Raw genomic sequence first — 22673 nt, 5'->3', positions numbered from 1 at the left:
GTCAACAGGCACGCGCGGTTCGCAACCAAACTCTACCGCACGACGAGACGGCCCCCTTGAGCACCGACCACGACCCGCGCCTGGCCCAGATCCACGCCTGGCTGCGCACCCTGCCCGCCGACCTGGCGCTGGCGCCCGACACCTTGCGCCCGGCGTCCAGCGACGCCAGCTTCCGCCGCTACTTCCGCCTGGAGGCCGGCGACCGCACCGCCATCGTCATGGATGCCCCGCCGCCCCATGAAGACGTGCGCCCCTTCCTGCACGTCGGCGACCTGCTGCGCGACGCCGGCCTCAACGTACCTGCGGTGCTGGCGCGCGACCTCGACCAGGGCCTGCTGCTGCTGTCCGACCTGGGCCAGGACACGTATTACCAGCGCATCCAGGCCGGCCTGACCGACGCCGAGCTGCAGGGCCTCTACCGCGACGCCCTCGCGGCCCTGGTGCGCCTGCAACAGGCGCGCGCCGACGGCCTGGCGGCCTACGACCGAGGCCGCCTCGCCGCCGAGCTCGAATTATTCCCGGAATGGTACATAGGCCGCCATCACGGCGTGCAGCTCGACGACAAGACGGCCGCCGCCCTGCGGCAGATCTTCGACCTGCTGTCCGACGCCAACGCGGCGCAAGCCACCGTGCTGGTGCACCGCGACTACCATTCGCCCAACCTGATGGTGTGCGACCAGCCCGCCTACGGGCCCAACCCCGGCATCCTGGATTTCCAGGACGCCCTGGCCGGCCCCATCACGTACGACCTGGCCTCGCTGGTGACCGACGCCCGCACCACCGTGGAAGAACCGCAGCAACTGGACTGGGCGGTGCGCTACTGGGAAATGGCGCGCGCCGCCAGCCTGCCGGTGGACAGCGATTTCGCGGCCTTCCACCAGGCCTACGAATGGATGAGCCTGCAACGCAACCTGCGCATCATGGGCGTGTTCGCGCGGCTGCACCATCGCGACGGCAAATCGCACTACCTGGCGCACATGCCGCGCATGAACGGCTACGTGCGCCAGGTGGCGCAGCGCTACGGCGTGTTCACGCCGCTGCTGCGCCTGCTGGACCGGCTCGACGAGCGCGAAGTGCGCGTGGGGTACACGTTCTGATGCGCGCCATGATCCTGGCCGCGGGGCGCGGCGAACGCATGCGCCCCCTGACCGACCGCACCCCCAAGCCGCTGCTGCCGGCGGGCGGCAAGCCGCTGATCGTCTGGCACCTCGAGCGCCTGGCGGCGGCCGGCATCCGCGATATCGTCATCAACCACGCCTGGCTCGGCGCCCAGTTGCCGGAACGCCTGGGCGACGGCGCCGCCCATGGCGTGCGCATCCGCTATTCCGCCGAGTCCCCCGCGCTGGAGACGGCCGGCGGCATCGCGCACGCCCTGCCCCTGCTGGGCGCGGAGCCGTTCCTGGTCATCAATGGCGACATCTGGTGCGACTGGGACCCGCGCGAGGCCGCGGGCTGGGCCGCCCGCCTGGACGCGGAACGCGCCGACGCATGGCTGTTGCTGGTCGACAACCCGGAACACCACGCGCGCGGCGACTTCGCCCTGTCGGCCGACGGCTGCGTACAGGCCGAGGGCGCGCAACGCCTGACCTTCGCCGGCATCGGCCTGTACCGCCCCGCCCTGTTCGCCGGGCTGGACCCGGATGCGCCGGCGCCGCTGGCGCCCCTGCTGCGCGCGGCCATGGCCCGCGACGCCGTGCTGGGCGCCCGCCACGGCGGCGCCTGGACCGACGTCGGCACGCCAGAACGGCTGGCCCGGCTGGACGCGGCCCTGGGGGGCCCGCGCGCCGCCCAATAAAGTGTTTCCAAGTCGTACGTAGGCAACTAGACTTGTCTGACGTAACCTTGGCAGACCACGACACGTTATCCTTTACAGCTTTGGCCGGCTCCAGGGGGCCGGCCGCGTATACACTCGATACAGGATTTTTCTCACATGGGGATGTTCGGACGCTCGCAACGGCCCGCTTTCAAACCGTCGGTCTACCAGCCCGGCAAGCGCACGCGCCGCATGCCGCGCTGGCTGGTGCTGCTGCTCATCGGCATCGGCCTGGGAGCCGGCGGCGTATTGTTCCTGCAAGCCAACTACGGCCCGCCGCGCCTGACGGCCGAACAGTCCGAACAACTGCAGTCCGAGCTCAACGCCGCCAACCTCGACCGCCAGCGCCTGCGCACCCAGCTCGAGGAAGCGACCAAGCAGCGCGACAGCAACCAGGCCTCGAACACGCAGCTCACGACCGACCTGGCGCAAGCGCGCAGCCGCATCCAGGAACTGACCCAGGAATTCCAGGTGTTCCAGGATGCCGTCCCGCCCGATCCGCGCGGCACCGACATCGGCGTGCGCTCGGGCTCGTTCTCGCGCGATCCGGGCAAGCTGGACTACCAAGTGCTGTTGATGCGCGACAAGGCCGACGCGCCGACCTTCAAGGGCACGCTGCACCTGGCGGTGCAGGGCGTCTACCGCAATGGCCGGTCCGGCACCATCGAACTGGACCCGATCGAAGTCTCGCTGGGCCGCTACCAGGTGGCGCAGGGCACGGCCGAAATGCCGGAAGGCTTCACCCCGCGCTCGGTGCGCATCCAGGTGCTGGACCCGTCGCAGCGCCAGCAGGCCATGCGCATCTATTACGTGCGCGGCTGATCCGCCTCAGGCCCCGGCGGCGCCCTGGCGGGCGGCCGCCTCATCCATGAAGCGCGCCATGCGCACGTCCAGGTCGGTGACGCCGCCGGCCGAGTGGGTCGCCAGCACCACGTCGACGCGGTTATAGACGTTGAACCATTCCGGGTGATGGTCCAGTTTCTCGGCGTGCAGGGCCACGCGCGCCATGAAGCCGAACGCGGCGTTGAAATCGTCGAAACGGAAGCTCTTCCCGATGGCGTCGCGCCCGTCCTGGGCGCGCCAGCCGGGCAATCCACCCAGCACGGCCTGGGCGCCCAGACGCGGCAATGATGATTCGCTCATGATGACGCTCCATAAAAAAGCGGCCGCGGACGCCTTGCCCGCGGCCGCCCGGCGGCTGGTTACTGCTTGACCGCGTACAGGTAGACTTCGACCCGCCGGTTGGCGGCGCGCCCTTCGGCGGTGCCGTTGTCGGCGATCGGGTCGCGCGCGGCGCGCCCTTCGATCGACATGCGCGCCGGCGCCACGCCCTGCTGGGCCAGGTAGGCGGTCACGCTCTTGGCGCGGTTCTCGGACAAGGTCTGGTTGTGCGCGGCCGAGCCGGTGCTGTCGGTATGCCCCACCACCTTGGTGCGCAGCTCGGGATGCTGGCTGAGGGCGCGCGCCACGCTGTCGAGCACCGGCAGCAGGGCCGGCTTGAGGACGGCCTTGTCGGTGTCGAACGAGACGTTGCTGGGAATGTTGACCTTGAGGCTGCCGTCGGGCATTTCCACCACGTCGATACCCAGCGAGCTGGCGCCCGACTGCTGCACGTCTTTCTTGACGCCCGACCAGTTGTAGCCGATCAGGCCGCCCGCCACGGCGCCGATGCCGGCGCCGATGGCCGCCCCCTTGCCATCGCCGATCAGGGCGCCGATACCCGCGCCGGCGGCAGCGCCCGCGCCCGCGCCGACCGCGGTGTTGGTCTGCTGCTGGGTAGCGCAGCCCGCCGCCAGCGCGGCGACGGCCGCGACGACGGCAATACGGTTGAATGTTCTTCTTGCTTGCATGGCAGCCTCCATGGCTCTTGTTGACGGTACCGGCGAACCGGCATACCTATGCTAGCAAGGCGGCCATGCGGCGCTGCAACTTTTTGTACCGCCACCCTTACATGGAATTCCGCAACAGTTCGACGTAATCCTGCGCCGACGCCTCGCGCGGATTGGTCTTGTGGCTATGATCGGCCAGCGCGCCGGCGACGATCCGGGGATATTGGTCCTCGGCCACGCCCAATTGCGCCAGCCCGCCGGGCAGGCCCAGCCGGGCGCTCATCGCGCGGATCGCCGGGCCGACCGCGTCGCCGCCGGGCAGCGCCATGGCCTGGGCCAGCCGGTCCAGCTTTGCTTCGGCGCGCACCGAATCGGCCTGCCCATTGAAGGCGATGACGGCCGGCAAGAAAATCGCGTTCAGGGTGCCATGGTGCAGCTTCGGGTCGATGCCGCCCAGTGCGTGGCTGAGGCTGTGCACGCATCCCAGGCCCTTCTGGAAGGCCAGCGCGCCCTGCATGGAGGCGCTCATCATGTTCAGCCGCGCCTCGCGGTCGCCCGGCTCGCGCGTGGCCCGCTCGATGTGCCGCCAGGCACGGCGCAGCCCATCCAGCGCGATGCCGTCGGCGGGCGGGTTGAAGGCCGGCGCCAGGAAAGTCTCGATGCAATGCGCGATGGCGTCCATGCCGGTGGCCGCGGTCAGGCGCGCCGGCAAGCCGAGGGTCAATTCGGGATCGCAGATCGCCGCCTTGGGAATCAAGTGCGGCGACAGCACGCCGACTTTGCGCCCATCATCCAGGATGAGGATTGCGCCGCGCCCGACTTCGCTGCCGGTGCCGGCCGTGGTGGGAATGGCGATCAGCGGCGCCACGCGCGCGGTGATGCGCGGGGCGCCGCCCTCGATCGCCGCATAGGTCTTCAGCGGCCCCTCGTGCGTGCCGCACAGCGTCACGCCCTTGGCCAGGTCGATGGCCGACCCGCCGCCGACCGCGATGACGCCATCATGGCGGCCGCCGCGAAACAGCACGACCGCATCGCGCAGCGCGGCCTCGTTGGGGTTGGGCGGCGTGGCGTCATATACCGTGGCGCCGGCGGCGCCGCCCAGCGCCTCCAGCACGCGGTCGACCAGCCCGGCCGCGCGCACGCCGGCATCGGTGACCACCAGCGGCGCGCGCACGCCCAGCCTGGCGCATTCGTCGGCCAGCGTGGCCAGCGCGCCATAGCCGAACTGGATCTGGGTCAGATAGTTGATCAGCGCCATGGCGTCACACGTCGGTCCGCTCGCGCGCCACGTCGATGCGCTGGTACATGTTGAAGCGCTTGTCGTAGATGGGCCGGCCGCCGGTGCTCGGGCCGGGATACTGCACGATCACCATCAATCCGCCGGTTTCGGTCTTGAGTTCCTCCTCGCAGTGGGGGTCGCCATGGCACAACATGGTGCCGGGGCCGCAGCGCCGGCCGCCGATGGTGAACTCGCCTTCCAGGATGTACCAGACCTGGGCGAAGTCGTGCCGATGCCAGGGATGATAGGCGCCGGGCTCGAGCCGCAGCAGGCCGGCGTTCGGCAGGGTCGGCTCTTCGGGCGTGGGATGGAACAACATCTTGCCGGTCTCGCCCGGCCAGCGGATCGTCTCCCAGTCCATCTCGTCGACATGACGGATGCGGGGCGGAGGGTCTTGCGTAGCGTGTTGGGTGGCATTCATCGCGGTCTCCTTGGGTCGTGCGTCACTGCCGGACGAGCGGGCATTCGCTGGCCGACAAAGGCTTGAATATCTCGTCGCCCGGGATGGTCTCGAGGATTTCGTAGTAGTCCCAGGGCTCTTTCGAATCCTGCGGCGCCTTGGCGCGCACCAGGTACATGTCGTGCACCATCTGCCCGTCGGCGCGCAACCGCCCTTCCCCGGCAAAGACGTCGCGCACCGGCAACTCGCGCATCTTGGCCATGACGGCCTTGCCGTCATCGGTGCCGGCCGCGTCCACGGCGCGCAGGTAATGCAGCACCGCCGAGTACACGCCGGCCTGCGTCATGGTCGGCATGGCGCCGTGCCGCTCGAAGAATTTCATCGACCAGGCGCGCGTCGCGGGCGTACGGTTCCAGTAGAAGGCGGTCACGAACTGCAGCCCCTGCGCCGCCTTCAGGCCCATGCCATGGATGTCGGTCAGGAACACCGCCGGCGCGGCCAGCGCCTGCTTCGGCGTGATGCCGAACTCGGCGGCCTGCTTGATGGCGGTGGTCATGTCGCTGCCGGCATTGGCCAGCGCGACGATCGACGCTCCGGAAGCCTGCGCCTGCAGCAGGAAGGAACTCATATCGGCCGTATTCAACGGGTGGCGCACCTCGCCGGCCACCTTGCCGCCGCCGGCCTCGACGGCGCGGCGGATGTCGGCGGCAAAGGCATGGCCGAACGCGTAGTCGACCGTCAGCAGGAACCAACTCTTGTGGCCCTGGGCGGTCAACACCTTGGCCAGCCCATAGCCGTTGGTGTAGCTGGTGTAGACCCACTGGGCCGAGGTTGCCGTGCAGGCCTTGCCGGTGAAATCCGGCGAGGCCGCCGCGATCAGGGTGACCTTGCCGCGCTCGCCGGCCAGCGCCTGCACCGCGAACCCGACGGCGGAATTGGAGAAATCCGCGATGGCGTCCACCCCTTCGCGGTCGAACCAGGTGCGCGCGATGCCTGCTCCCACGTCCGCCTTGTTCTGGTGATTACCGGCGATCAGCTCGATTTTCTTGCCGGCCGCCGTGCCGCCCATTTCCTCGATCGCCATCCTGGCCGCCTCGACCGAACCGGGCCCGGCCAGGTCGGCATACGTGCCGGACTGGTCGTTGAGAATGCCGATCTTGACGACGTCGCCGGAAATGCCCGATGCTGTGGCGGCGGACATCATGACGACCGCAGGCGCCAACAGCACCGCCCGCAGGGCGGCGCGAAGCCGGCAGTGGCGCGCCCGCCGCGCTGGCGGCCGGCTGCTTTGCTGGATGTTCATGATTTGTCTCTCTCTCCCGCGCCGGCCTGGGTCGGACGGCGTCATATTTGCCCTAGATGCAAATTTTTTTGCATCTAGGGCAAATTATAGCCAGTTTGCGCCGAGGCGCAATGGCCATTCGCGCTGCCCGGGCGATGGCGCCGCGCCACTACAATGGGCGGCCGGTTTTTGTTGGGCCGGCTCCATGACTATCCAGGACCCATGAACCAGAAAGTCACCGAGCGCATCGAATTCGTGGCGCGCCAGCTGGGCGCGCGCATCCGCAATGCCCGCCAGGCGCATCGCATCACGCTTGAGGGATTGAGCGAGGAAACCGGGCTGTCGGCCGGCTTCCTGTCGCGGCTGGAACGCGGCGAGGCCAGCGCCTCCATCTCGAACCTGATCGCCATCGCCACGCACCTGGATATTCCGCTGCGCGAGTTCTTCGAAGAACCGCCGGCAGCCAGCCCCGACTACGTGCTGTACCGCGCCGACGAACGCGCCGAAACGCCCGCGCTGACCGCGCACGGCTACACCTACCGTCTCTCCAGCGGCGACCTGCCCGACCAGCAGATGAGCGCCTTCGAGCTGAGCTTCCCTCCCGACGGGAAGATGAAGCCCAAGCTGTTGACGCACGAAGGCGAGGAAGTCCTTTACCTGCTGGAAGGAGCGATCGAGTTCCAGATCGCCGACCACACCTTCACCATGAAAGCCGGCGACTGCGTGCACTTCAATTGCAGCAAGCCGCACATGGGCCGCAACATCGGCAAGACGCCAGCGCGCATGTTGATGGTGGTGACGCCGGCGCACTCCAAGCGCGGCTGACGCCGCGCCGTGGCGCTACGCGCCGGCCCGCAGCTTGCGCAGCAGGCCCGGCAGGAACAGCACCGCCAGCGCCAGCACCAAGAAGGCGACCGACAGCGGCGACGACACCAGCACCAGCGGGTTGCCTTCGCCGATGGACAGGGCGCGGCGCAGCTGCGTTTCCGCCAGCGGGCCGAGGATCAGCCCGATCAGCACCGGCGCGATGGGAAAGTCGTAGACGCGCATCACATAACCCAGCAGGCCGATGGCGAACATCAGCAGCAGGTCCATCCAGGACGTCCCCACGCCCCAGATGCCGACCAGCGCGAACACCAGGATGCCGGCATACAAGTAGGGGCGCGGGATCAGCAGCAGGCGCACCCACAGGCCCACCAGCGGCAGGTTCAGCACCAGCAGCATCAGGTTGCCGACATACAGGGAGGCGATCAGCCCCCAGACCAGGTCGGCGCTGTTGACGAACAGGAACGGCCCGGGCTGCAGTCCATAGCTCTGGAACGCGGCCAGCAGCACCGCGGCCGTCGCGGAAGTAGGCAAGCCCAGCGTCAGGAGCGGCACCAGGATGCCCGCGGCGGCCGAGTTATTGGCGGCCTCCGGCCCGGCCACGCCCTCGATGGCGCCGCGGCCGAACTCGTCCTTGTGACGGCTGAGCCGCCGCTCCAGCGTATAGGACAGGAACGTCGGCACCTCGGTGCCGCCGGCCGGCAACGCGCCGATGGGAAAGCCGATGACAGTGCCGCGCAGCCACGGCTTCCAGGACCGCTGCCAGTCCTGCCGCGTCATCCAGCGGCCGCCGGCCAGCGGGTTGACCGCCGGCGGCGCGTTGCGGTAGCGGCTGGCCACGTACAGGATCTCGCCGACCGCGAACAGCGACACCAGCACCACCGTGACGTCGATGCCGTCGAGCAAGTCGGGCGAGCCGAACGCCAGCCGGGCCTGGCCGGTCGGGCCGTCGATGCCGACCACGCCCATGGCCAGTCCCAGGAACAGGGCAATGAAGCCGCGCACGCGCGAGGCGCCCAGCACCACCGATACCGAAGTAAAGGCCAGCAGCATCAGCGCGAAGTAGTCGGCCGGCCCGAATACGAAGGCCAGTTCGGCGATGGCCGGCGCCAGGAACGTCAGCGCCAGCGTGGCCAGCGTGCCGGCCACGAACGAACCTATCGCGGCGGTAGCCAGCGCCGCGGCACCGCGCCCCGCGCGGGCCATCTTGTTGCCTTCCAGCGCGGTCATCATGGACCCGCTCTCGCCCGGCGTGTTCAGCAGGATGGAGGTGGTCGATCCGCCATACATGGCGCCGTACAGCACGCCGGCGAACATGATGAAGGCGGCGGTGGGGGCCACTTTCACCGTCACCGGCAGCAGCAGCGCGATAGTCAGCGCCGGGCCGATGCCGGGCAGCACGCCGACCGCCGTGCCCAGCATCGATCCAAAAAACGCCCACATCAGGTGGGCGGGCTGCAGGGCCACGCCGAAGCCCGCCATCAAGGAATCGAACGCGCCCATGTCACCACCCCGCCAGCGGCAACGCGCCGCCCAGGGTCACGCCTAGCCTGGAGAAACCGAACCAGCAGATCAGCCCCAGCGCCAGCCCGATGACGCAGTCCAGCGCCAGGCGACGCGAACCGAACGCGTGCGTGACCAGGGCGAAGGCCAGCATGGCGGTCAGCGGAAAACCCAGCGGCCGCATCGTCAGCAGCGGAATGGCGGCGCCGGCGGCGGCGCAGGCCAGGGCCTTGCGCGACGGCGGCGCGTCCGCCTCCGCGCTCTCGGCTTCCTGCGGCTCGAACGAGGCGCCGCGCGCGATCTGCGCGAGCAGCGCCAGGCCCAGCGCGATGAGCGCCAGACCGACGATCACCACGAAATCGCCCGGTCCCACCCCGGCATAGCCGCCCATCTTGGGCAGCCCGTATCCCTGCTGCACCCAGACCGCCCCGATGGCGATCACGGCCAGCCCCAGCCACCATGGCCGGCGGCGTTGCGGCATTGCTGACATCGCGGTCTCCCGTGGCCCGGCGTATTACTTGATGAGGCCCAGGTCCTTCAGCACTTGCTCCTGGCGGACTTTTTCCGCGTCGAGGAACTTGGCGAACGCGTCGCCGGCCAGATAGGCGTCGGCCCAGCCGTGGTCGGCCAGGGTCTTCTTCCATTGCGGCGAGGCGTGCATTTTCTCGAAGCGCTCCAGCCACATGGCGCGGCCCTTGTCGCTCATGCCCGGCGCGCCGATAATGCCGCGCCAGTTGCCGATGACCACATCCACGCCCGACTCCTTCAGCGTGGGGGCGTCGACCCCGGGCAGGCGCTGTTCCGACGTGACCGCGATGATGCGCAGGCGCTTCTGGTCGGCATAAGGCTTGAATTCCGACAACCCCGACAGCGCCAGCTTGAGTTGCCCGCTGACCAGCAGGGGCACCAGTTCGGCGCCGCTCGGATAAGGGATGTAGTTCAGCTTGCCCGGCGCGACGCCGGCGGCCTTGGCGATCAGGCCCGCCGCCACGTGGTCCACGCCGCCCACCGAGCCGCCGCCGATGGCCAGCGCGCCGGGATTCTTGCGCAGCGCGGCGATCACGTCATCGACCGTCTTGATGGGGGAGTCCACGGGCACCGCCAGCACGTCGGCGTCGTCGGTCAGCCGCACCAGCGGCGTGGTGCCGTCCAGCGACACGGGCGACTTGTTGAGGATGATGCCGCCCACCAGGATGGCGCCCATCGACATGATGGCGTTGTCGTCGTTCTTGCTGGTGTTGATGAACTCGGCCAGGCCGATGGTGCCGCCGGCGCCGCCCTTGTTGGTGACCTGGAAGCCGTCGGTGAAAATGCCGGCCTCCTGCATGATCTGCAGCGGCACTCGCGCCGCCGCATCGTAGCCGCCGCCCGGGCCGCCCGGCGCCATCACCTTGGCCGGCGCCGCCAGGGCGGCCAGCGGCAGCGTGACGGCTGTCACGATGGAAGCAGCCAGTACTTTGATGATGCGTTGCATGAACGATGTCTCCTCGGCCGTCTGGCGCGGCTGCGCATGCGGGGCCGTTGCCTGGTTATTCAAGTATTGCAACTGCCCTTGATACTAGACAATTTTGTTGCTTGACGCCATGCCGCCCGGGCCGGCTTACTGGGCGTCAAGCCAAAGCCTCGTTCAAGGCCGTTTTCCCTGGCTTATTCGCACGGATGGGCGCCGGCTGTTTGGTGAAACATTGACGGTCGCCGCATTGCGCATGTCTGACCCACCGAAGACCCGGCCCCGCCCGGGCGCTCCACCATGATCGACCCCTACCGCCGCGAGCAGATCGCCTACACCCTCGCCAAGCTGGCCGAAGCCATCGGCGACTCGAACCGGGACGCCACGCGGCTGCTGCGCAAGCTCAAGCGGGAGATCTTCGCCGACGCAACGAGCGCCCGGCCCGCGTGCGCCGAGCCTCGCAAGCGGCCCCTGAACCCGCGCTGATCCGCGCGCGCAGCTACCCCACCTTGCCCGTCAATCGTCGCGCGGTCCCGAGCACCGTGTCCAGGTGGCGCACGTCATAGCGATGCGCGGGCGCCGTCAATGTCACGGCGGCGGCGATGCCGCCACCGGCCAGGAACACCGGCGCGGAAATGCCGGCGACCTCGGCCAGCCGGTCGCCAATGGCGGCGAAATAGCCGTCCGCGCGGATGCGGGCATACAAGTGCTGGTCCGGGCCGGGCGCGCGGCCCAGCACCGGATCATAGGCGGTCAGCACGCGCCCGCCGCTGCCGCGGTCGAGCGGCAGCAGATCGCCCGAACGGATGTGGTCGCGCACCGGATGCGGTGAATCGACGCGGTACAGGCACAGCCGGGCATTGCCCTGGCGCACGTGGTATGCCGCGCTTTCGCCGGTAGCCGCGACCAGTTCCTGCAACGCCGGCACCACCACGTGCTCCAGCGAAAACGAGGCCGCATAAATGCCATGCAGGCGGGCTACTTCGGGGCCGAGCGCATAGCGGCCGTCCTCGAGCCGCTGGATCCAGCGGGCATGCTCCAGCGAGGCCAGCAGCCGCAACACCGTGCTCTTGTACAAGCGGGTGCGTTCAGCCAGGTCGCCCAGCGACAAGGCGGCGTCGCCTGGCCCGAACACCGACATCAGGCTCAGCGCGCGATCGACCGCCGCCACGCCGCCCTGGGCCGCGTCGGCATCCGCCAGTGATTGCGTGGCGGCCTTACGCGGCATGCCCCGGCCCTTCGCGAAAATGCGCCGCAAGCAGCATCAGATTCCATCCTTCAGAACGATCGACGGGCCATTGTAGGAGGCGCCGACCCGCGCGCGGACGCACAGGCGCTTGACAGCCGCGCCGCCTGGCCGCAACATTCCATACTAAAGAATATTATTCTATCTTATAGAACAAGAGACAAGCCCATGCCTGCCACCCCTGCGGCGCCCGACATCCTGATCAGCGAAGTAGGCCCCCGCGACGGCCTGCAATCGGTCGAAGCCACCATGCCCACGGCGGCCAAGTGCCGCTGGATCGACGCCCTGGTGGCGGCCGGCGTGCGCGAGATCGAAGTTGCTTCTTTCGTGCCGGCCCGGCTGCTGCCCCAGATGGCGGACGCCGCCGAAATCGTGCGCCACGCCGCCACCCACGCGGGCGTGACCGTCATGGCCCTGGTCCCCAACCTGCGTGGCGCCCAGGCGGCGCTGCAAGCCGGCGCCCACAAACTGACCATGCCGGTGTCGGCCAGCCGCGCCCATTCACTGGCCAATGTGCGCAAGACGCCCGAGGAAATGGTGGAAGAAGTGCGCGCGGTAGCGAAACTGCGCGACGCGATCGCCCCCGGCGTGAAGCTGGAGGCCGGCATCTCGACGGCCTTCGGCTGCACCCTGCAGGGCGAAGTCGCCGAAGACGACGTGATCCGCCTGGCCACGCTGTGCGTGGCCGCGGGCGCCGACGAGTCCGGCCTGTCGGATACCGTCGGCTATGCCAACCCCGTCCAGGTACGCCGGCTGTTCCGCCGCCTGCGCAGCGAACTCGGCGCGCAGGCCGGCGCGGCGCACATGCATAACACGCGCGGCCTGGGCCTGGCCAACTGCCTGGCCGCCTGGGACGAAGGCGTGCGCACCTTCGACAGTTCGCTCGGCGGGCTGGGCGGCTGCCCTTACGCGCCCGGCGCCTCCGGCAACGTCGTCACCGAAGACCTGGTGTTCATGTTCGAAGCCATGGGCATCCGCACCGGCATCGACCTGGACAAGCTGCTGGCCGCGCGCGTCCCGCTGGCCGCCGGCCTGCCCGGCGAGCCGCTGTACGGCATGACGCCGGACGCCGGGCTGCCCAAGGGCTTCGCCCCGCTTCGCTAGCCGGCGCCGCCCCGCGCCCCCCATCTCCGACCCAGGCATACCGTCCCATGGCAAATGCAGGCCAGCCGCTGCCCTACGAAGGCATCCGCGTCATCGAATTCACCCATATGGTCATGGGCCCCACCTGCGGCATGCTGCTGGCGGACCTGGGCGCCGAAGTCATCAAGGTCGAACCGCCGGACGGCGACAGCACGCGCCGCCTGCTCGGATCGGGCGCGGGTTTCTTCCCGATGTTCAACCGCAACAAGAAAAGCATCGTGCTGGACTTGAAGCAGCCCGACGGCATCGCGGCCGCGCTGCGCCTCATCGACTCGGCCGACATCGTCAGCGAGAACTTCAAGGCCGGCGTCATGGAAAAGCTCGGCCTGGACTACGCCGCGCTCAAGCAGCGCAACCCGCGCCTCATCTACGTGAGTCACAAGGGCTTCCTGCCCGGCCCGTACGAGAACCGCACGGCGCTGGACGAGGTCGTGCAGATGATGGGCGGCCTGGCGTACATGACGGGCCGGCCCGGCGACCCGCTGCGCGCGGGCGCCAGCGTCAACGACATCATGGGCGGCATGTTCGGCGCCCTGGGCGCGATGGCGGCGCTTGCCCAGCGCGAGAAGACCGGCGTGGGCACGCAGGTGCAGGCGTCGCTGTTCGAGAACAATGTCTTCCTGGTCGGCCAGCACATGATGCAGTACGCCGTCACCGGCAATGCCGCCGCCCCCATGCCGGCGCGCATTTCCGCCTGGGCAGTCTATGACGTGTTCACCGTCAAGGACGGCGAACAGATATTCCTGGCCGTGGTAAGCGACAAGCAGTGGGCCGTCTTCTGCCGCGCCTTCGGCCTGCAGGAGCTGCTGGACGATGCCCGGCTGGCCAGCAACAACGACCGCGTGCGGGCGCGCGAGTGGCTGATGCCGCGCCTGCGCCAGGCCTTGGCCGGGCACACGGCGGCGGAACTCGCCGCCGTGTTCGAACGCGAAGGACTGCCTTGCGCGCCGATCACCCGGCCCGAGCAATTGTTCGACGACCCCCATCTGGCGGCGACCGGCGGCCTGGCCCCCATCACGCTGCCGGACGGCCGCGCATCGATGGCGCCGCTGGCGCCCTTCACGCTGGGCGGCGCCCAGCCCGGCATACGCCTGCAGCCGCCGCGCGTAAGCGAACATGCCGACGAGCTGCTGCGCAGCGTCGGGTATCGCGACGATGAAATCGAAGCCTTGAAAAAAAAGCAGATCACCCAAGGAGACCCGTCATCATGACCGCCTTTTCCCGCCGTGCTTTCCTGGGCGCCGCGCTCTGCGCCGGCGCCCTACCCCTGCAGGCCCGCGCCGCCGCCTATCCCGGCGGCCGGCCCGTGCGCCTGGTGGTTCCCTATACGCCGGGCGGCGGCACAGACACCGTCGCGCGCGCCATCGCCGCCAAGATCACCGCGAGCACCGGCTGGACCATCGTGGTGGAAAACCGCCCGGGCGCGGGCGGCAACATCGGCATGGACGCCGTGGCCGAATCCGAGCCCGATGGGCACATGCTGGGCCTGGGCCAGACGTCCAACCTGGCCATCAATCCCGCCCTGATGCCGCGCATGCCGTTCGACGCCGCAAAGGACTTCGCTCCTGTCGCCCTGGTCGCCTCGCTGCCCGTCGTGCTGGTGGTCAAGGCCGATGCGCCCTGGCAAACGCTGGGCGCGCTGATCGAGGACGCGCAGGCGCGCCCCGGGGCCATCAAGCAGGCGCTGGCGGGCTCGGGCACCGTAGGCCACCTGGCTGGCGAGCTGCTCGCCCACCAGGCCAGGTTCGAGGTGCTGAACGTGCCGTACCGCGGCGCCGCGCCGGCGCTCAATGACCTGTTGGGCGGCAGCACCGACTACATGTTCGCCACGCCGCAGGCATCGCAGGAAATGCTCAAGGGCAAGGTGCTGAGGCCGCTGGCCGTCACCGCGCGGACGCGCCTTTCCATCCTGCCCGACGTGCCCACCGTGGCCGAATCCGGCTACGACGGCTTCGAGGCGCTCGACTGGAAGGCCCTGGTCGCACCCGCCGGCACGCCCCCGCAAGTGATCGCCGCCGTCAATCGGGTAATGGAGAAAATCCTGGCCGACCCGGCCACCGTGGCCATGTTCACGGCCGAAGGCAGCACCGCCATGGGCGGATCGCCAGAAGCGGCGCGGCAGTACATCGAGGACGAGCAGAAGAAATGGGCCCGCCTGATCCGCGCAGCCCGCATCCAGACCGCGGCCTGAAGCGCGCGGCATCGCTACAATGCCCGCATGGACCTGCGCACCGATCCCGCGTTCGCCGCGCTGCTGGCCGGCAGCTACCGGCGCCTGACCGGCCGGCCGCTGCTGCCGGCGGGCTTGCCCGCCCACGCTGCCGCCCGCTGGCTGTATGACGAAGCCCCATTCGGGCTGCTGGCGCACAACACCGCCGCCGACCCGGTGTTCGTCTATGGCAATCGACGCGCGCAGGCGCTGTTCGAATACGACTGGCGCGAACTCACCGCCCTGCCATCGCGGCTGTCGGCCGCGGCGCCCCAGCGCGACGAGCGCGAACGCTTCCTGCAGCGGGTGCGGCGCGACGGCTATGTGGATGATTACCGCGGCGAACGCATCACCAAGCACCAGCGCCATTTCTGGATCACCGGCGCCACGGTCTGGCAATTGCGCGATGCCGACGGCCTGTTGCATGGCCAGGCGGCGATGATCCCCGCGGTGCAAGCGAAGGCCTGACCGCACGGAAGCCGCGCTTGGCCAGAACAGCCTCTAGCCCGCGCAGTGCCTGAGCGCGTCGGCCAGGTGGCGCGCCGCCGGCCCCAGCGGCGCGTCGACGCGATGCGCCAGGTAGACCTCCGATGCCGCCGCGCCATTGCGGCCCAGCGCCTTGGTGCGCACCCGGGCCAGCCGGCCTTCGTCCAGGTCGTGCTGCACCAGCCACAAGGGCAGGCGCCCCCACCCCACGCCCGCCAGGATGAGCGCGTGCTTGGCGTCTTGCGTGCTTACCCGGCAGGTTTGCGGCGACATGACGCCGAAATCGCGCCCCCTGGATAGGGAGGTCGGGTCGGCCAGCACGATCTGCACATGGTCGGCCAGGTCCGCCGCATCCAGCACGCGCGTGTCGGCGGCGGCCAGCGGATGCGCGGCCGCCACTACCGCCACTTGTTCAACAGACGACAGCGCTTCCAGCGCGATGCGCGGATCGCGGAAGTTTTCGCCGACCGTGACTGCCAGCGTGCAGCGCTGGTCCAGCAGGGCCTGCAGCGGGCCGCCCAGCGGCTCGATGGCGAGCCGCACCGACACCCACGGATACGCCGGCCGCAAGGCGGCGATGGCCTGGCCGATCTGGTGCAGGGGAAACAGCGTATCGACCACCAGCCCCAGCTCCGCTTCCACGCCGTCGCCGAAACCGCGCGCGCGGGCCCGCATGGCATCGACGCGCAACAGGATGTCGCGCGCGTTGGCCAGCAGCGCCTGGCCTTCGGCCGTGAGGACCGGGCGGTGGCCCGAGCGGTCGAACAGCTGGATGCCGAGATGAGTTTCGAGGTTGGCAATGCTGGCGCTGACGCCCGACTGGACGCGCCGCAATTTGCCGGCGCCGGCGCGGAAACTGCCGCAGTCGGCCACGGTCACGAACGTGCGGATCTGGTCCAGGGTCAGGGCGTCCAGCATGATCTATTTTTCCGATCAAAACTATCTTAATTATCTCACTTTTGCTGTTGCCCCCGGCTCGCTAGGATGTGCCTGTTCCCGCCTTGAAAAAACGCTCATGTCCACGCTCACCCAGGCCGCGCAGCCCCGCTCGCCGGCCGGCACGACACAATGGGCCACCGTCGCGATGGTGGTCGCCAGCGGAGTGGTCGCCGCCGTGCAGGTCGGCAAGGCGGCTATCGCCGTGCCCATGCTGCAGGCCGACCTCGGCCTGAACCTGGGCGCGATCGGCTGGCTGACAGGCATCTTCGCCATCCTCGGCGTGATCGGCGGCATCCCGGCCGGCGCGGTGGTCAGCGGCGCGGGCGACAAGCGCGTGCTGGCGGCCGGCCTGCTGGGCATCGCCGCGGGGGCGGCGCTGGGCGCCGCCACCAGTTCCTACGCCGTACTGCTGGGGTCGCGCGTCCTCGAAGGCGCGGGCTTTCTGTTCGTCACCGTGGCGGCGCCCGCCATACTGGGGCGACCCGACGTGGTGGCGGCCCGCCATCGCGACCAGGCCTTCGCGCTGTGGAGCTGCTTCATGCCCGCCGGCATGGCGGCGGCCATGCTGCTGGGGCCGCTGGCGAGTACTTGGCAAGCGCTGTGGTGGGCCGGCGCGGGCCTGGCCCTGCTGGCCACGCTCGGCGTCATGGCCTGCGTGCCGGCGGCCAGTGGCCGGCGCGCGGTGGCGTGGCGCGGCCTGCTGCGCGATGCCGCCGGCGTATGGCGCGCCGGCAGCCCCGCCATCCTGGCCGGCGCCTTCGGGCTATACAGTCTGATGTTCTTCGCGCTGTTCAGCTTCCTGCCCGTCCTGCTCATGGAGCGCATGGCGGTGGCCCACGGCGCTGCCGGCGCCTTGAGCGCGCTGGCCTCCGCGGTCAATATCCTCGGCAACCTGGCCGCCGGCTACCTGCTGTCGCGCGGTGTCCCGCGGCCCCTGCTGCTGGCGTCGGCCAGCCTGGCGATGGGCGTGACCGGCTTGCTGGTCTTCCTGGCGATGCTGCCCGCGACGCCGACTTTCCTGCTCTGCATGCTGTTCTCCGCGGTGGGCGGCCTGGTCCCGGCCACCCTGCTGTCGAGCGCGCCGCTCGCGGCGCCGACGGCCGCCCTGACGCCGATGGTCATCGGCCTGATCATGCAGGGCAACAACCTGGGGCAGATCGTCGGGCCGGTCGCGGTGGGCCGCGCCATCGACGCCTATGGCTGGCGCGCGGCCGCGCTGGTCGTCGGCCTGGCGGCGTTGCTGGCCGTGGCCGCGGCCGCCGCCTTGCGCCGCAGGCTGCGGCAAGCGCGACGCCAGGACCCCGCCGCTTCAAGCCATTGATTGCCCGTGCGGTTTTCTGCCGCTTAGGTGTCGAGTTTCGATAATCCGCCGCCGGCCGGCAGCGGATCTGTCCGGCCAGGCGAAGCAGGCTTGCTCATACCTCGCCCAGCCGCATCAGGCGCCGGATCTCGTCGCGCGCCGCCCGCAGCATCGGCAGCAGTTCGCTTTCTATGCGTTCCCGAGAATAGTCCTCGTCATTCACGGACAGCCCCAGCGACAGGCTGCGCGCGGGCCCGCTGAACAGCGAAATGCCCACCGTGGTGACCTTGCGGTCAGGGTAGACCGCGATCGACCACTGGTCTTCGGGCAGGTCCAGCGCGGCGCACAGGGCGCTGCCCGGCGGCAGGGAATTGCCCACCCGCAGGTTGACGACCAGGATCTTGCGGCGCTCGGACTCGGAACTGGCGCGCGCAATGATGATGACCTCGTCCTTGCTTTTTTCGCCGATGTTCACCGTGCCCGAACAGCGTTCGGCCAGCGCCTGCAGCGACGCCTGGATGACATCGTTGACGCCCGTGTTGGCCAGGGCGGCAAAGCCGATTTCCAGCAGTTGCGGCGTCAATGACCACAGCGTGCCTTCCTTGCGCACATAGCCTTCGCTCTGCAGCGTGTTGAGCAGGCGCAGCACCGTGGAATGGGGCAAGTCGACCGCCTTGGACAGCGCCGTCAGGGATTGCCCGGGGCCGCTGCGAAAAGTGCGCAGGATGGCTAGACACCTCTGGACCGACCTATTATCATTCATTTGACCACTGTATGAAATTATTGTTCATCTAGTGAACATAATAACCCGCTTCAGGGGCGCCTGCAAGCGGTCCTCTCACTCCGCGACACAGATTTGGGAGCACTCATGGGGTACAGAGTAGGCGTCGACATCGGCGGATCGTTCACGGATTTCGCCGTGTTTGACGAAGACAGCGGCGAAATCAAGAGCCTGAAGGTGTTCTCCCGCCCGGATGAACCCGGGCAGGAAGTCATCGCCGGGGTGCGCATGCTGGGCGAGCGCTACGGCATCCAGCCGGGGCAGATCAGCTACTTCACCCATGGCACGACGGTGGGCATCAACACTGTCATCCAGCGCAAGGGCCTGAAACTGGCGCTTTTCACCACCGAGAACTTCTGCGATGTGCTGGAGCTCGCCCGCCTGAAGACGCCGGACATGTACCACCTGCTGTCGCGGCGCCCCGAACCGCTGGTCAAGCGCAGCATGGTGTTCGGCATTGCCGAACGCATGGCGCCGGACGGCTCGGTGCGCAAGCCGCTGGACGAAACCAGCGTGCAGCGCGCCGTCCAGGCGGCGCGCGCGGCCGGCGCCGAAGGCATCGTGATTTCCCTGCTGCACTCCTACCGCAACCCGGCCCACGAACTGCGCGCCAAGGCAATCATCGAGTCGCTCGCGCCCGACCTGCCGGTGTCCTGCTCCAGCGAGACCTGGCCCATCATCCGCGAATACGAGCGCACCATCACCGCGGTCATCGGCGGCTACGTGCAGCCGCGCGTCGCGCATTACCTGGGGTCGCTGCAAAGCGCCTTGAAGAATGCCGGCGTGCGGCCCGAGCCCCGGCTGACCAAGTCCAACGGCGGCGTCATGACCGCCGAACAAGGCAAGCGCGACTGCGTGCAGATGATCCTGTCGGGCACCGCGGCGGGCGTGATCGGGGCCAGCCATGTGGCGGCCACCGCCGGCATTCCCCGCTGCCTGAGCCTCGACATCGGCGGCACCAGCGCCGACATCGCGGTCATCATGGACGGCAAGCCGATGTACGGGGTCGGCGAGCTGATCGGCGACTTCCAGATCCACATCCCCTCCGTATCGGTCTCGTCGGTCGGCGAAGGCGGCGGTTCCATCGCCTGGGTCGACCCGCTGGGCGTGCTGAAGGTCGGTCCGGAAAGCGCCGGCTCGCGCCCGGGGCCGGCCTGCTACCGGCGCGGCGGTACCCGCGCCACCATTACCGATGCCTTTGTCTGCTGCGGCCTGGTGGGCCATTCCGACCTGGGCTACCAGGCGGTGGAAGTGGACGTCGAGGCGGCGCGCAAAGCCGTGGGCGAACTGGCCGGGCAGCTGGGCCGCGGCATCGAAGAAACCGCCGAGGCCATCATCCAGATCGCGGTGTCGGGCATGTACGCGGAAGTCAGCGGACTGGTATCGCGCTACGGCATCGACCCGCGCGAATATGCCGTGCTGGCGTTCGGCGGCGCGGGCCCCATGCTGGGCTGCTTCCTGGCGCGCGAGATCAAAGTGAAGGAAATCGTCGTGCCGCCCTCGCCCGGCACGCTCAGCGCCCTGGGCGGCCTGATCGCCGACCTGAAAAGCGACTTCCTCAAGACGGTGTACACGGACCTGACGCCGGCCAGCCTGCCCGCCGTGCGCGACGAGTTCGCCGCGCTGCGCCAACGCGCGGAACAGTGGCTGATGCAAGAACAGGGGCATATCGACCAGGCCGAACTGGTTTATTCCGCGGAAATGCGCTATCGCGGCCAGTCGTACGAAATCGACACCGTGCTGGACCCGGCCGACTTGCAGGCCGGCAACCTGCAGGCCATAGGCCAGGCCTTCCATGCCATGCATCGCCAGTTGTACGGGCACGCCGACGAGCGCGCCCCGGTGCAGGTCGTCAGCCTGCGCGTCGTCATTGCCGGCAACAACGACAAGCCGCGCTTCCCGCGCCACCCATTGCGCCCGGGCGCCCCGCGGCCGGAACGATCGCTGCGCGTCTGGCTGGACGGCGGCTTCCGCGAGGTCGACCTGTACACCCGCACGGCCCTGCAGGCCGGGCAACGCTTCAGCGGGCCGGCCATCGTTACGCAAGACGACTGCACCACGGTGATCCCGGGCGACTACGCCTGCCATGTCGACGAGTTCGCCAACCTGCGCATCACTTCCGAAGGAGCCGCGTCGTGAGCACGACCCTGGACAATTTCCGCCTGCAAGTCCTGGCCAACCACTGCACGGCCGCCGCCGAGGCGATGGGCTATACGCTGATGCGCACGGCCTACTCCACCTTCGTCAAGGAAACCGAGGACTTCTCGGCGCAGTTGATGACGCCGTCGGGCAAGACTTTCGCCTCGCCCAAGACCTTCGGCGCCACCTGGTACACCGGGCTGGACTACGGCCGAGTCATCGCGATGTTCGATGACTACCGCGAAGGCGACATCTACCTGACCAATGACCCCTACAGCGGCTATGTGTCGACGCACACGCCCGATATGCACGTGTGGAAGCCGGTTTTCCGCGACGGCCGGCTGGTCTGCTTCGTGGGCACCCACATCCACAATACCGACATGGGCGGCGCCGTGCCGGCCTCGCTGTCGCGCACCCTGACGGAAGTGCACCAGGAAGGGCTGCGCATTCCACCCATGCTGCTGATGCGCGATGGCGTCATCGACCAAAAACTGCTGCGCATCATGCAAGTGAATGTGCGCATGCCCGAACAGAACCAGGGCGACCTGAATGCGCAAATCGCCGCGTTGAACGTGGGCGAGCGCAAGGTGCACGAAATCATCGACCGCTTCGGCGTGGAAGAATTCATGCAGGGCGCCGAAGCCATCCTGGATTACGCCGAACAACAGACGCGCGCCCTGATTCGCGACATTCCCGACGGCGAGTACGAGTTTTCCGAGTACGCCGATGAAGACTCGGTGGGCGGCTATCCCTGCCGCATCCACATCACCCTGCGGGTGCGCGGCGACGAACTGGAGCTCGACTTCACCGGCAGCGACCCCCAGGTGGCCTCGTCGCTGAACGTGCCTACCGGCGGGGACGGGCACCATTCGGTCATCACGGTGGGGCTGATTTATGTCATGCATACGCTGGCGCCGCGCAACGTCCTGAACGCCGGGTCGGTGCGCCCCATGAACGCCGTCCTGCCCGAAGGCTCGGTGGTGAACCCGCACGCCCCCGCCGCGGTCGGCATGCGCAGCCTGATGGCGGCCGTCATCCAGGCCTGCACCTTCGGCGTCTTCAACCGCGCCTTGCCCAACCGGCTGCCGGCCTGCCCGGCGGGCGGGTCGACCTTGCTGAACGTCAAGACGGCCACGCGCGAAGGCCGCCAGGTGCTGTCGTCCATCGGCCCCTGCGGCGGCGGCGCCGGCGGCGGGCCGGAATATGACGGCGTCGAAGGCTGCGGCGCGAACAATGCCTTCCTGAAGAACACCCCGGTGGAAATCAACGAAGCCGAAGTCCCCATCGAGATCATCCGCTACGGCCTGGTCCCCGACACGGGCGGCGCCGGCCGGCTGCGCGGCGGCAATGCCGCCACCATGGAATTCAAGCTGCTGGCGCCCAACGGCGTCGTCACGGCACGCAACCGCAACCGCTCGGAACTGGCCGCCTGGGGCGTGGTCGGCGGCAAGGCCGGAGCGAACTCGCGCTTCATCAAGAACCCGGACTCCGACCACCCCGAAGAACTGCGCAACAGCGACCTGGTGAACTGCGCCCCGGGCGACGTCATCCGCCTGCAAGGCCCGGCCGGCGGCGGCTACGGACATCCCCATGAACGGCCGGTGGAACAGGTGCTGGAAGACGTGCGCTGCGGCTTTGTGTCGCCGGCGCGCGCCCGCGCCGCCTACGGCGTCGCGGTGCGCGACGACCTGACGGTGGACGAGGCCGCCACGCGCGAGCTGCGCGGCGGCGCCCGCGACGCGGGCGGCCATTTCGACTATGGGCCGGGGCGCACGCGCTTCGAAAGCATCTGGACGACACCGCGCTATGACGCGATGACGCGCATCCTGGCGGCCATTCCGGTCGCCTGGCGGCACTTCGTCAAGCACCAGATGTTCGCCGCCCTGTCGGATACGCCGCCGCCCGCCGATGGCGGCGCGGCCGACATCGAGCGCCTTTACGCCCAACTGAGCGAGCGCTATGCCGACCTGCCGTCGCCGCAGGCCATTGGCCAGCGCGCCACGGCCCGGGCCTGACGCCTGGCGGCTTGCACCACATCAGGAGCCTCGC

At 69.0% G+C, this 22673-nt stretch carries 23 protein-coding genes; 12 read left to right on the top strand and 11 right to left on the bottom strand.

What is annotated here, in order from left to right:
* The first annotated feature begins 56 nt into the window (after nt 1-56).
* From ACKTT0_RS12965 to ACKTT0_RS12955, 3 genes are all read left to right on the top strand, one after another.
* A complete protein-coding gene (locus ACKTT0_RS12965) occupies nt 57-1097 on the top strand; it encodes an aminoglycoside phosphotransferase family protein (protein WP_407850283.1) in 1041 nt (346 codons plus the stop codon).
* Complete coding sequence (gene murU, locus ACKTT0_RS12960; RefSeq protein ID WP_407850282.1) at nt 1097-1795, top strand: N-acetylmuramate alpha-1-phosphate uridylyltransferase MurU; 699 nt, start codon at nt 1097-1099, stop codon at nt 1793-1795. Before ACKTT0_RS12965 ends, murU begins: the two co-directional genes overlap by 1 nt.
* 141 nt (nt 1796-1936) lie before the next feature.
* Nucleotides 1937-2635, top strand: a complete 699-nt coding sequence (locus ACKTT0_RS12955) for a DUF6776 family protein (protein ID WP_407852423.1) — start codon at nt 1937-1939, stop codon at nt 2633-2635.
* Between the two features lie 6 nt (nt 2636-2641).
* On the opposite strand, the gene ACKTT0_RS12950 is transcribed toward ACKTT0_RS12955, so the two are convergent.
* From ACKTT0_RS12950 to ACKTT0_RS12930, 5 genes are all read right to left on the bottom strand, one after another.
* On the bottom strand, nt 2642-2956 hold the full coding sequence (locus tag ACKTT0_RS12950) for a 4a-hydroxytetrahydrobiopterin dehydratase (RefSeq protein WP_407850281.1): 315 nt from the start codon (nt 2954-2956) through the stop codon (nt 2642-2644).
* Nucleotides 2957-3015: 59 nt separating this feature from the next.
* A complete protein-coding gene (locus ACKTT0_RS12945; protein ID WP_407850280.1) occupies nt 3016-3663 on the bottom strand; it encodes a YiaD family glycine zipper/OmpA-like lipoprotein in 648 nt (215 codons plus the stop codon).
* 97 nt (nt 3664-3760) lie between these two features.
* Complete coding sequence (locus tag ACKTT0_RS12940) at nt 3761-4900, bottom strand: iron-containing alcohol dehydrogenase (RefSeq protein WP_407850279.1); 1140 nt, start codon at nt 4898-4900, stop codon at nt 3761-3763.
* A 4-nt stretch (nt 4901-4904) separates the two neighbouring features.
* A complete protein-coding gene (locus tag ACKTT0_RS12935) occupies nt 4905-5342 on the bottom strand; it encodes a cupin domain-containing protein (RefSeq protein ID WP_407850278.1) in 438 nt (145 codons plus the stop codon).
* A gap of 22 nt (nt 5343-5364) precedes the next feature.
* Nucleotides 5365-6624 (bottom strand): ABC transporter substrate-binding protein, encoded by a 1260-nt coding sequence (locus ACKTT0_RS12930; protein ID WP_407850277.1) that lies wholly within the window; start codon nt 6622-6624, stop codon nt 5365-5367.
* Nucleotides 6625-6825: 201 nt separating this feature from the next.
* Between ACKTT0_RS12930 and ACKTT0_RS12925 the strand changes: the two genes are divergently transcribed.
* Nucleotides 6826-7428, top strand: coding sequence for a helix-turn-helix domain-containing protein (locus ACKTT0_RS12925; protein ID WP_407850276.1), 603 nt, complete (start codon nt 6826-6828; stop codon nt 7426-7428).
* 15 nt (nt 7429-7443) lie between these two features.
* Here ACKTT0_RS12925 and ACKTT0_RS12920 read toward each other — a convergent pair whose 3' ends face one another.
* Genes ACKTT0_RS12920 through ACKTT0_RS12910 form a run of 3 tightly spaced genes read right to left on the bottom strand, consistent with a single transcriptional unit; the run spans nt 7444 to nt 10405 of the window.
* A complete protein-coding gene (locus tag ACKTT0_RS12920) occupies nt 7444-8931 on the bottom strand; it encodes a tripartite tricarboxylate transporter permease (RefSeq protein ID WP_407850275.1) in 1488 nt (495 codons plus the stop codon).
* Between the two features lies 1 nt (nt 8932).
* The gene (locus ACKTT0_RS12915; protein ID WP_407850274.1) at nt 8933-9412 is read right to left on the bottom strand and encodes a tripartite tricarboxylate transporter TctB family protein; all 480 of its coding nucleotides are present in this window, start codon (nt 9410-9412) and stop codon (nt 8933-8935) included.
* Between the two features lie 33 nt (nt 9413-9445).
* A complete protein-coding gene (locus ACKTT0_RS12910; protein ID WP_407850273.1) occupies nt 9446-10405 on the bottom strand; it encodes a tripartite tricarboxylate transporter substrate binding protein in 960 nt (319 codons plus the stop codon).
* 276 nt (nt 10406-10681) lie between these two features.
* Between ACKTT0_RS12910 and ACKTT0_RS12905 the strand changes: the two genes are divergently transcribed.
* Nucleotides 10682-10867, top strand: a complete 186-nt coding sequence (locus tag ACKTT0_RS12905) for a hypothetical protein (RefSeq protein ID WP_407850272.1) — start codon at nt 10682-10684, stop codon at nt 10865-10867.
* A gap of 13 nt (nt 10868-10880) precedes the next feature.
* Here ACKTT0_RS12905 and ACKTT0_RS12900 read toward each other — a convergent pair whose 3' ends face one another.
* Nucleotides 10881-11609, bottom strand: a complete 729-nt coding sequence (locus tag ACKTT0_RS12900; RefSeq protein ID WP_407850271.1) for an IclR family transcriptional regulator — start codon at nt 11607-11609, stop codon at nt 10881-10883.
* Between the two features lie 186 nt (nt 11610-11795).
* Here ACKTT0_RS12900 and ACKTT0_RS12895 point away from each other — a divergent pair, with 186 nt between their 5' ends.
* From ACKTT0_RS12895 to ACKTT0_RS12880, 4 genes are read left to right on the top strand one after another with little or no spacing between them, the layout of a single operon-like run.
* On the top strand, nt 11796-12731 hold the full coding sequence (locus ACKTT0_RS12895; protein ID WP_407850270.1) for a hydroxymethylglutaryl-CoA lyase: 936 nt from the start codon (nt 11796-11798) through the stop codon (nt 12729-12731).
* 47 nt (nt 12732-12778) lie between these two features.
* Complete coding sequence (locus tag ACKTT0_RS12890) at nt 12779-13981, top strand: CaiB/BaiF CoA transferase family protein (protein ID WP_407850269.1); 1203 nt, start codon at nt 12779-12781, stop codon at nt 13979-13981.
* A complete protein-coding gene (locus ACKTT0_RS12885; protein WP_407850268.1) occupies nt 13978-14961 on the top strand; it encodes a Bug family tripartite tricarboxylate transporter substrate binding protein in 984 nt (327 codons plus the stop codon). The genes ACKTT0_RS12890 and ACKTT0_RS12885 overlap by 4 nt, the downstream gene beginning before the upstream one ends.
* A 27-nt stretch (nt 14962-14988) precedes the next feature.
* On the top strand, nt 14989-15447 hold the full coding sequence (locus tag ACKTT0_RS12880) for an MEKHLA domain-containing protein (protein WP_407850267.1): 459 nt from the start codon (nt 14989-14991) through the stop codon (nt 15445-15447).
* A 33-nt stretch (nt 15448-15480) separates the two neighbouring features.
* On the opposite strand, the gene ACKTT0_RS12875 is transcribed toward ACKTT0_RS12880, so the two are convergent.
* On the bottom strand, nt 15481-16383 hold the full coding sequence (locus tag ACKTT0_RS12875) for a LysR family transcriptional regulator (RefSeq protein WP_407850266.1): 903 nt from the start codon (nt 16381-16383) through the stop codon (nt 15481-15483).
* 97 nt (nt 16384-16480) lie between these two features.
* Here ACKTT0_RS12875 and ACKTT0_RS12870 point away from each other — a divergent pair, with 97 nt between their 5' ends.
* Entirely contained in the window at nt 16481-17725 is a 1245-nt protein-coding gene (locus ACKTT0_RS12870) for an MFS transporter (RefSeq protein ID WP_407850265.1), read from the top strand.
* Nucleotides 17726-17819: 94 nt separating this feature from the next.
* On the opposite strand, the gene ACKTT0_RS12865 is transcribed toward ACKTT0_RS12870, so the two are convergent.
* The gene (locus ACKTT0_RS12865) at nt 17820-18467 is read right to left on the bottom strand and encodes an IclR family transcriptional regulator (RefSeq protein ID WP_407850264.1); all 648 of its coding nucleotides are present in this window, start codon (nt 18465-18467) and stop codon (nt 17820-17822) included.
* Between the two features lie 105 nt (nt 18468-18572).
* On the opposite strand from ACKTT0_RS12865, the gene ACKTT0_RS12860 reads away from it, so the two are divergent.
* Together ACKTT0_RS12860 and ACKTT0_RS12855 are read left to right on the top strand one after the other, a co-directional pair.
* A complete protein-coding gene (locus ACKTT0_RS12860; protein WP_407850263.1) occupies nt 18573-20624 on the top strand; it encodes a hydantoinase/oxoprolinase family protein in 2052 nt (683 codons plus the stop codon).
* On the top strand, nt 20621-22639 hold the full coding sequence (locus tag ACKTT0_RS12855) for a hydantoinase B/oxoprolinase family protein (protein ID WP_407850262.1): 2019 nt from the start codon (nt 20621-20623) through the stop codon (nt 22637-22639). The genes ACKTT0_RS12860 and ACKTT0_RS12855 overlap by 4 nt, the downstream gene beginning before the upstream one ends.
* The last annotated feature ends 34 nt before the right edge of the window (nt 22640-22673 follow it).

It is taken from the genome of Bordetella saccharivorans, from assembly GCF_045862855.1.
Lineage (GTDB): Bacteria > Pseudomonadota > Gammaproteobacteria > Burkholderiales > Burkholderiaceae_B > Bordetella_A > Bordetella_A petrii_F.
This window is presented reverse-complemented; position numbering and strand designations above follow the sequence as displayed.

Excerpts from the sequence above, each read along its gene's own strand:
- murU (WP_407850282.1), top strand. The coding sequence starts at position 1,097 with ATGCGCGCCATGATCCTGGCCGCGGGGCGCGGCGAACGCATGCGCCCC.
- ACKTT0_RS12955 (WP_407852423.1), top strand. The coding sequence starts at position 1,937 with ATGTTCGGACGCTCGCAACGGCCCGCTTTCAAACCGTCGGTCTACCAG.
- ACKTT0_RS12950 (WP_407850281.1), bottom strand. The coding sequence starts at position 2,956 with ATGAGCGAATCATCATTGCCGCGTCTGGGCGCCCAGGCCGTGCTGGGT.
- ACKTT0_RS12945 (WP_407850280.1), bottom strand. The coding sequence starts at position 3,663 with ATGCAAGCAAGAAGAACATTCAACCGTATTGCCGTCGTCGCGGCCGTC.
- ACKTT0_RS12940 (WP_407850279.1), bottom strand. The coding sequence starts at position 4,900 with ATGGCGCTGATCAACTATCTGACCCAGATCCAGTTCGGCTATGGCGCG.
- ACKTT0_RS12935 (WP_407850278.1), bottom strand. The coding sequence starts at position 5,342 with ATGAATGCCACCCAACACGCTACGCAAGACCCTCCGCCCCGCATCCGT.
- ACKTT0_RS12930 (WP_407850277.1), bottom strand. The coding sequence starts at position 6,624 with ATGAACATCCAGCAAAGCAGCCGGCCGCCAGCGCGGCGGGCGCGCCAC.
- ACKTT0_RS12925 (WP_407850276.1), top strand. The coding sequence starts at position 6,826 with ATGAACCAGAAAGTCACCGAGCGCATCGAATTCGTGGCGCGCCAGCTG.
- ACKTT0_RS12920 (WP_407850275.1), bottom strand. The coding sequence starts at position 8,931 with ATGGGCGCGTTCGATTCCTTGATGGCGGGCTTCGGCGTGGCCCTGCAG.
- ACKTT0_RS12915 (WP_407850274.1), bottom strand. The coding sequence starts at position 9,412 with ATGCCGCAACGCCGCCGGCCATGGTGGCTGGGGCTGGCCGTGATCGCC.
- ACKTT0_RS12910 (WP_407850273.1), bottom strand. The coding sequence starts at position 10,405 with ATGCAACGCATCATCAAAGTACTGGCTGCTTCCATCGTGACAGCCGTC.
- ACKTT0_RS12905 (WP_407850272.1), top strand. The coding sequence starts at position 10,682 with ATGATCGACCCCTACCGCCGCGAGCAGATCGCCTACACCCTCGCCAAG.
- ACKTT0_RS12900 (WP_407850271.1), bottom strand. The coding sequence starts at position 11,609 with ATGCCGCGTAAGGCCGCCACGCAATCACTGGCGGATGCCGACGCGGCC.
- ACKTT0_RS12895 (WP_407850270.1), top strand. The coding sequence starts at position 11,796 with ATGCCTGCCACCCCTGCGGCGCCCGACATCCTGATCAGCGAAGTAGGC.
- ACKTT0_RS12890 (WP_407850269.1), top strand. The coding sequence starts at position 12,779 with ATGGCAAATGCAGGCCAGCCGCTGCCCTACGAAGGCATCCGCGTCATC.
- ACKTT0_RS12885 (WP_407850268.1), top strand. The coding sequence starts at position 13,978 with ATGACCGCCTTTTCCCGCCGTGCTTTCCTGGGCGCCGCGCTCTGCGCC.
- ACKTT0_RS12880 (WP_407850267.1), top strand. The coding sequence starts at position 14,989 with ATGGACCTGCGCACCGATCCCGCGTTCGCCGCGCTGCTGGCCGGCAGC.
- ACKTT0_RS12875 (WP_407850266.1), bottom strand. The coding sequence starts at position 16,383 with ATGCTGGACGCCCTGACCCTGGACCAGATCCGCACGTTCGTGACCGTG.
- ACKTT0_RS12870 (WP_407850265.1), top strand. The coding sequence starts at position 16,481 with ATGTCCACGCTCACCCAGGCCGCGCAGCCCCGCTCGCCGGCCGGCACG.
- ACKTT0_RS12865 (WP_407850264.1), bottom strand. The coding sequence starts at position 18,467 with ATGAATGATAATAGGTCGGTCCAGAGGTGTCTAGCCATCCTGCGCACT.
- ACKTT0_RS12860 (WP_407850263.1), top strand. The coding sequence starts at position 18,573 with ATGGGGTACAGAGTAGGCGTCGACATCGGCGGATCGTTCACGGATTTC.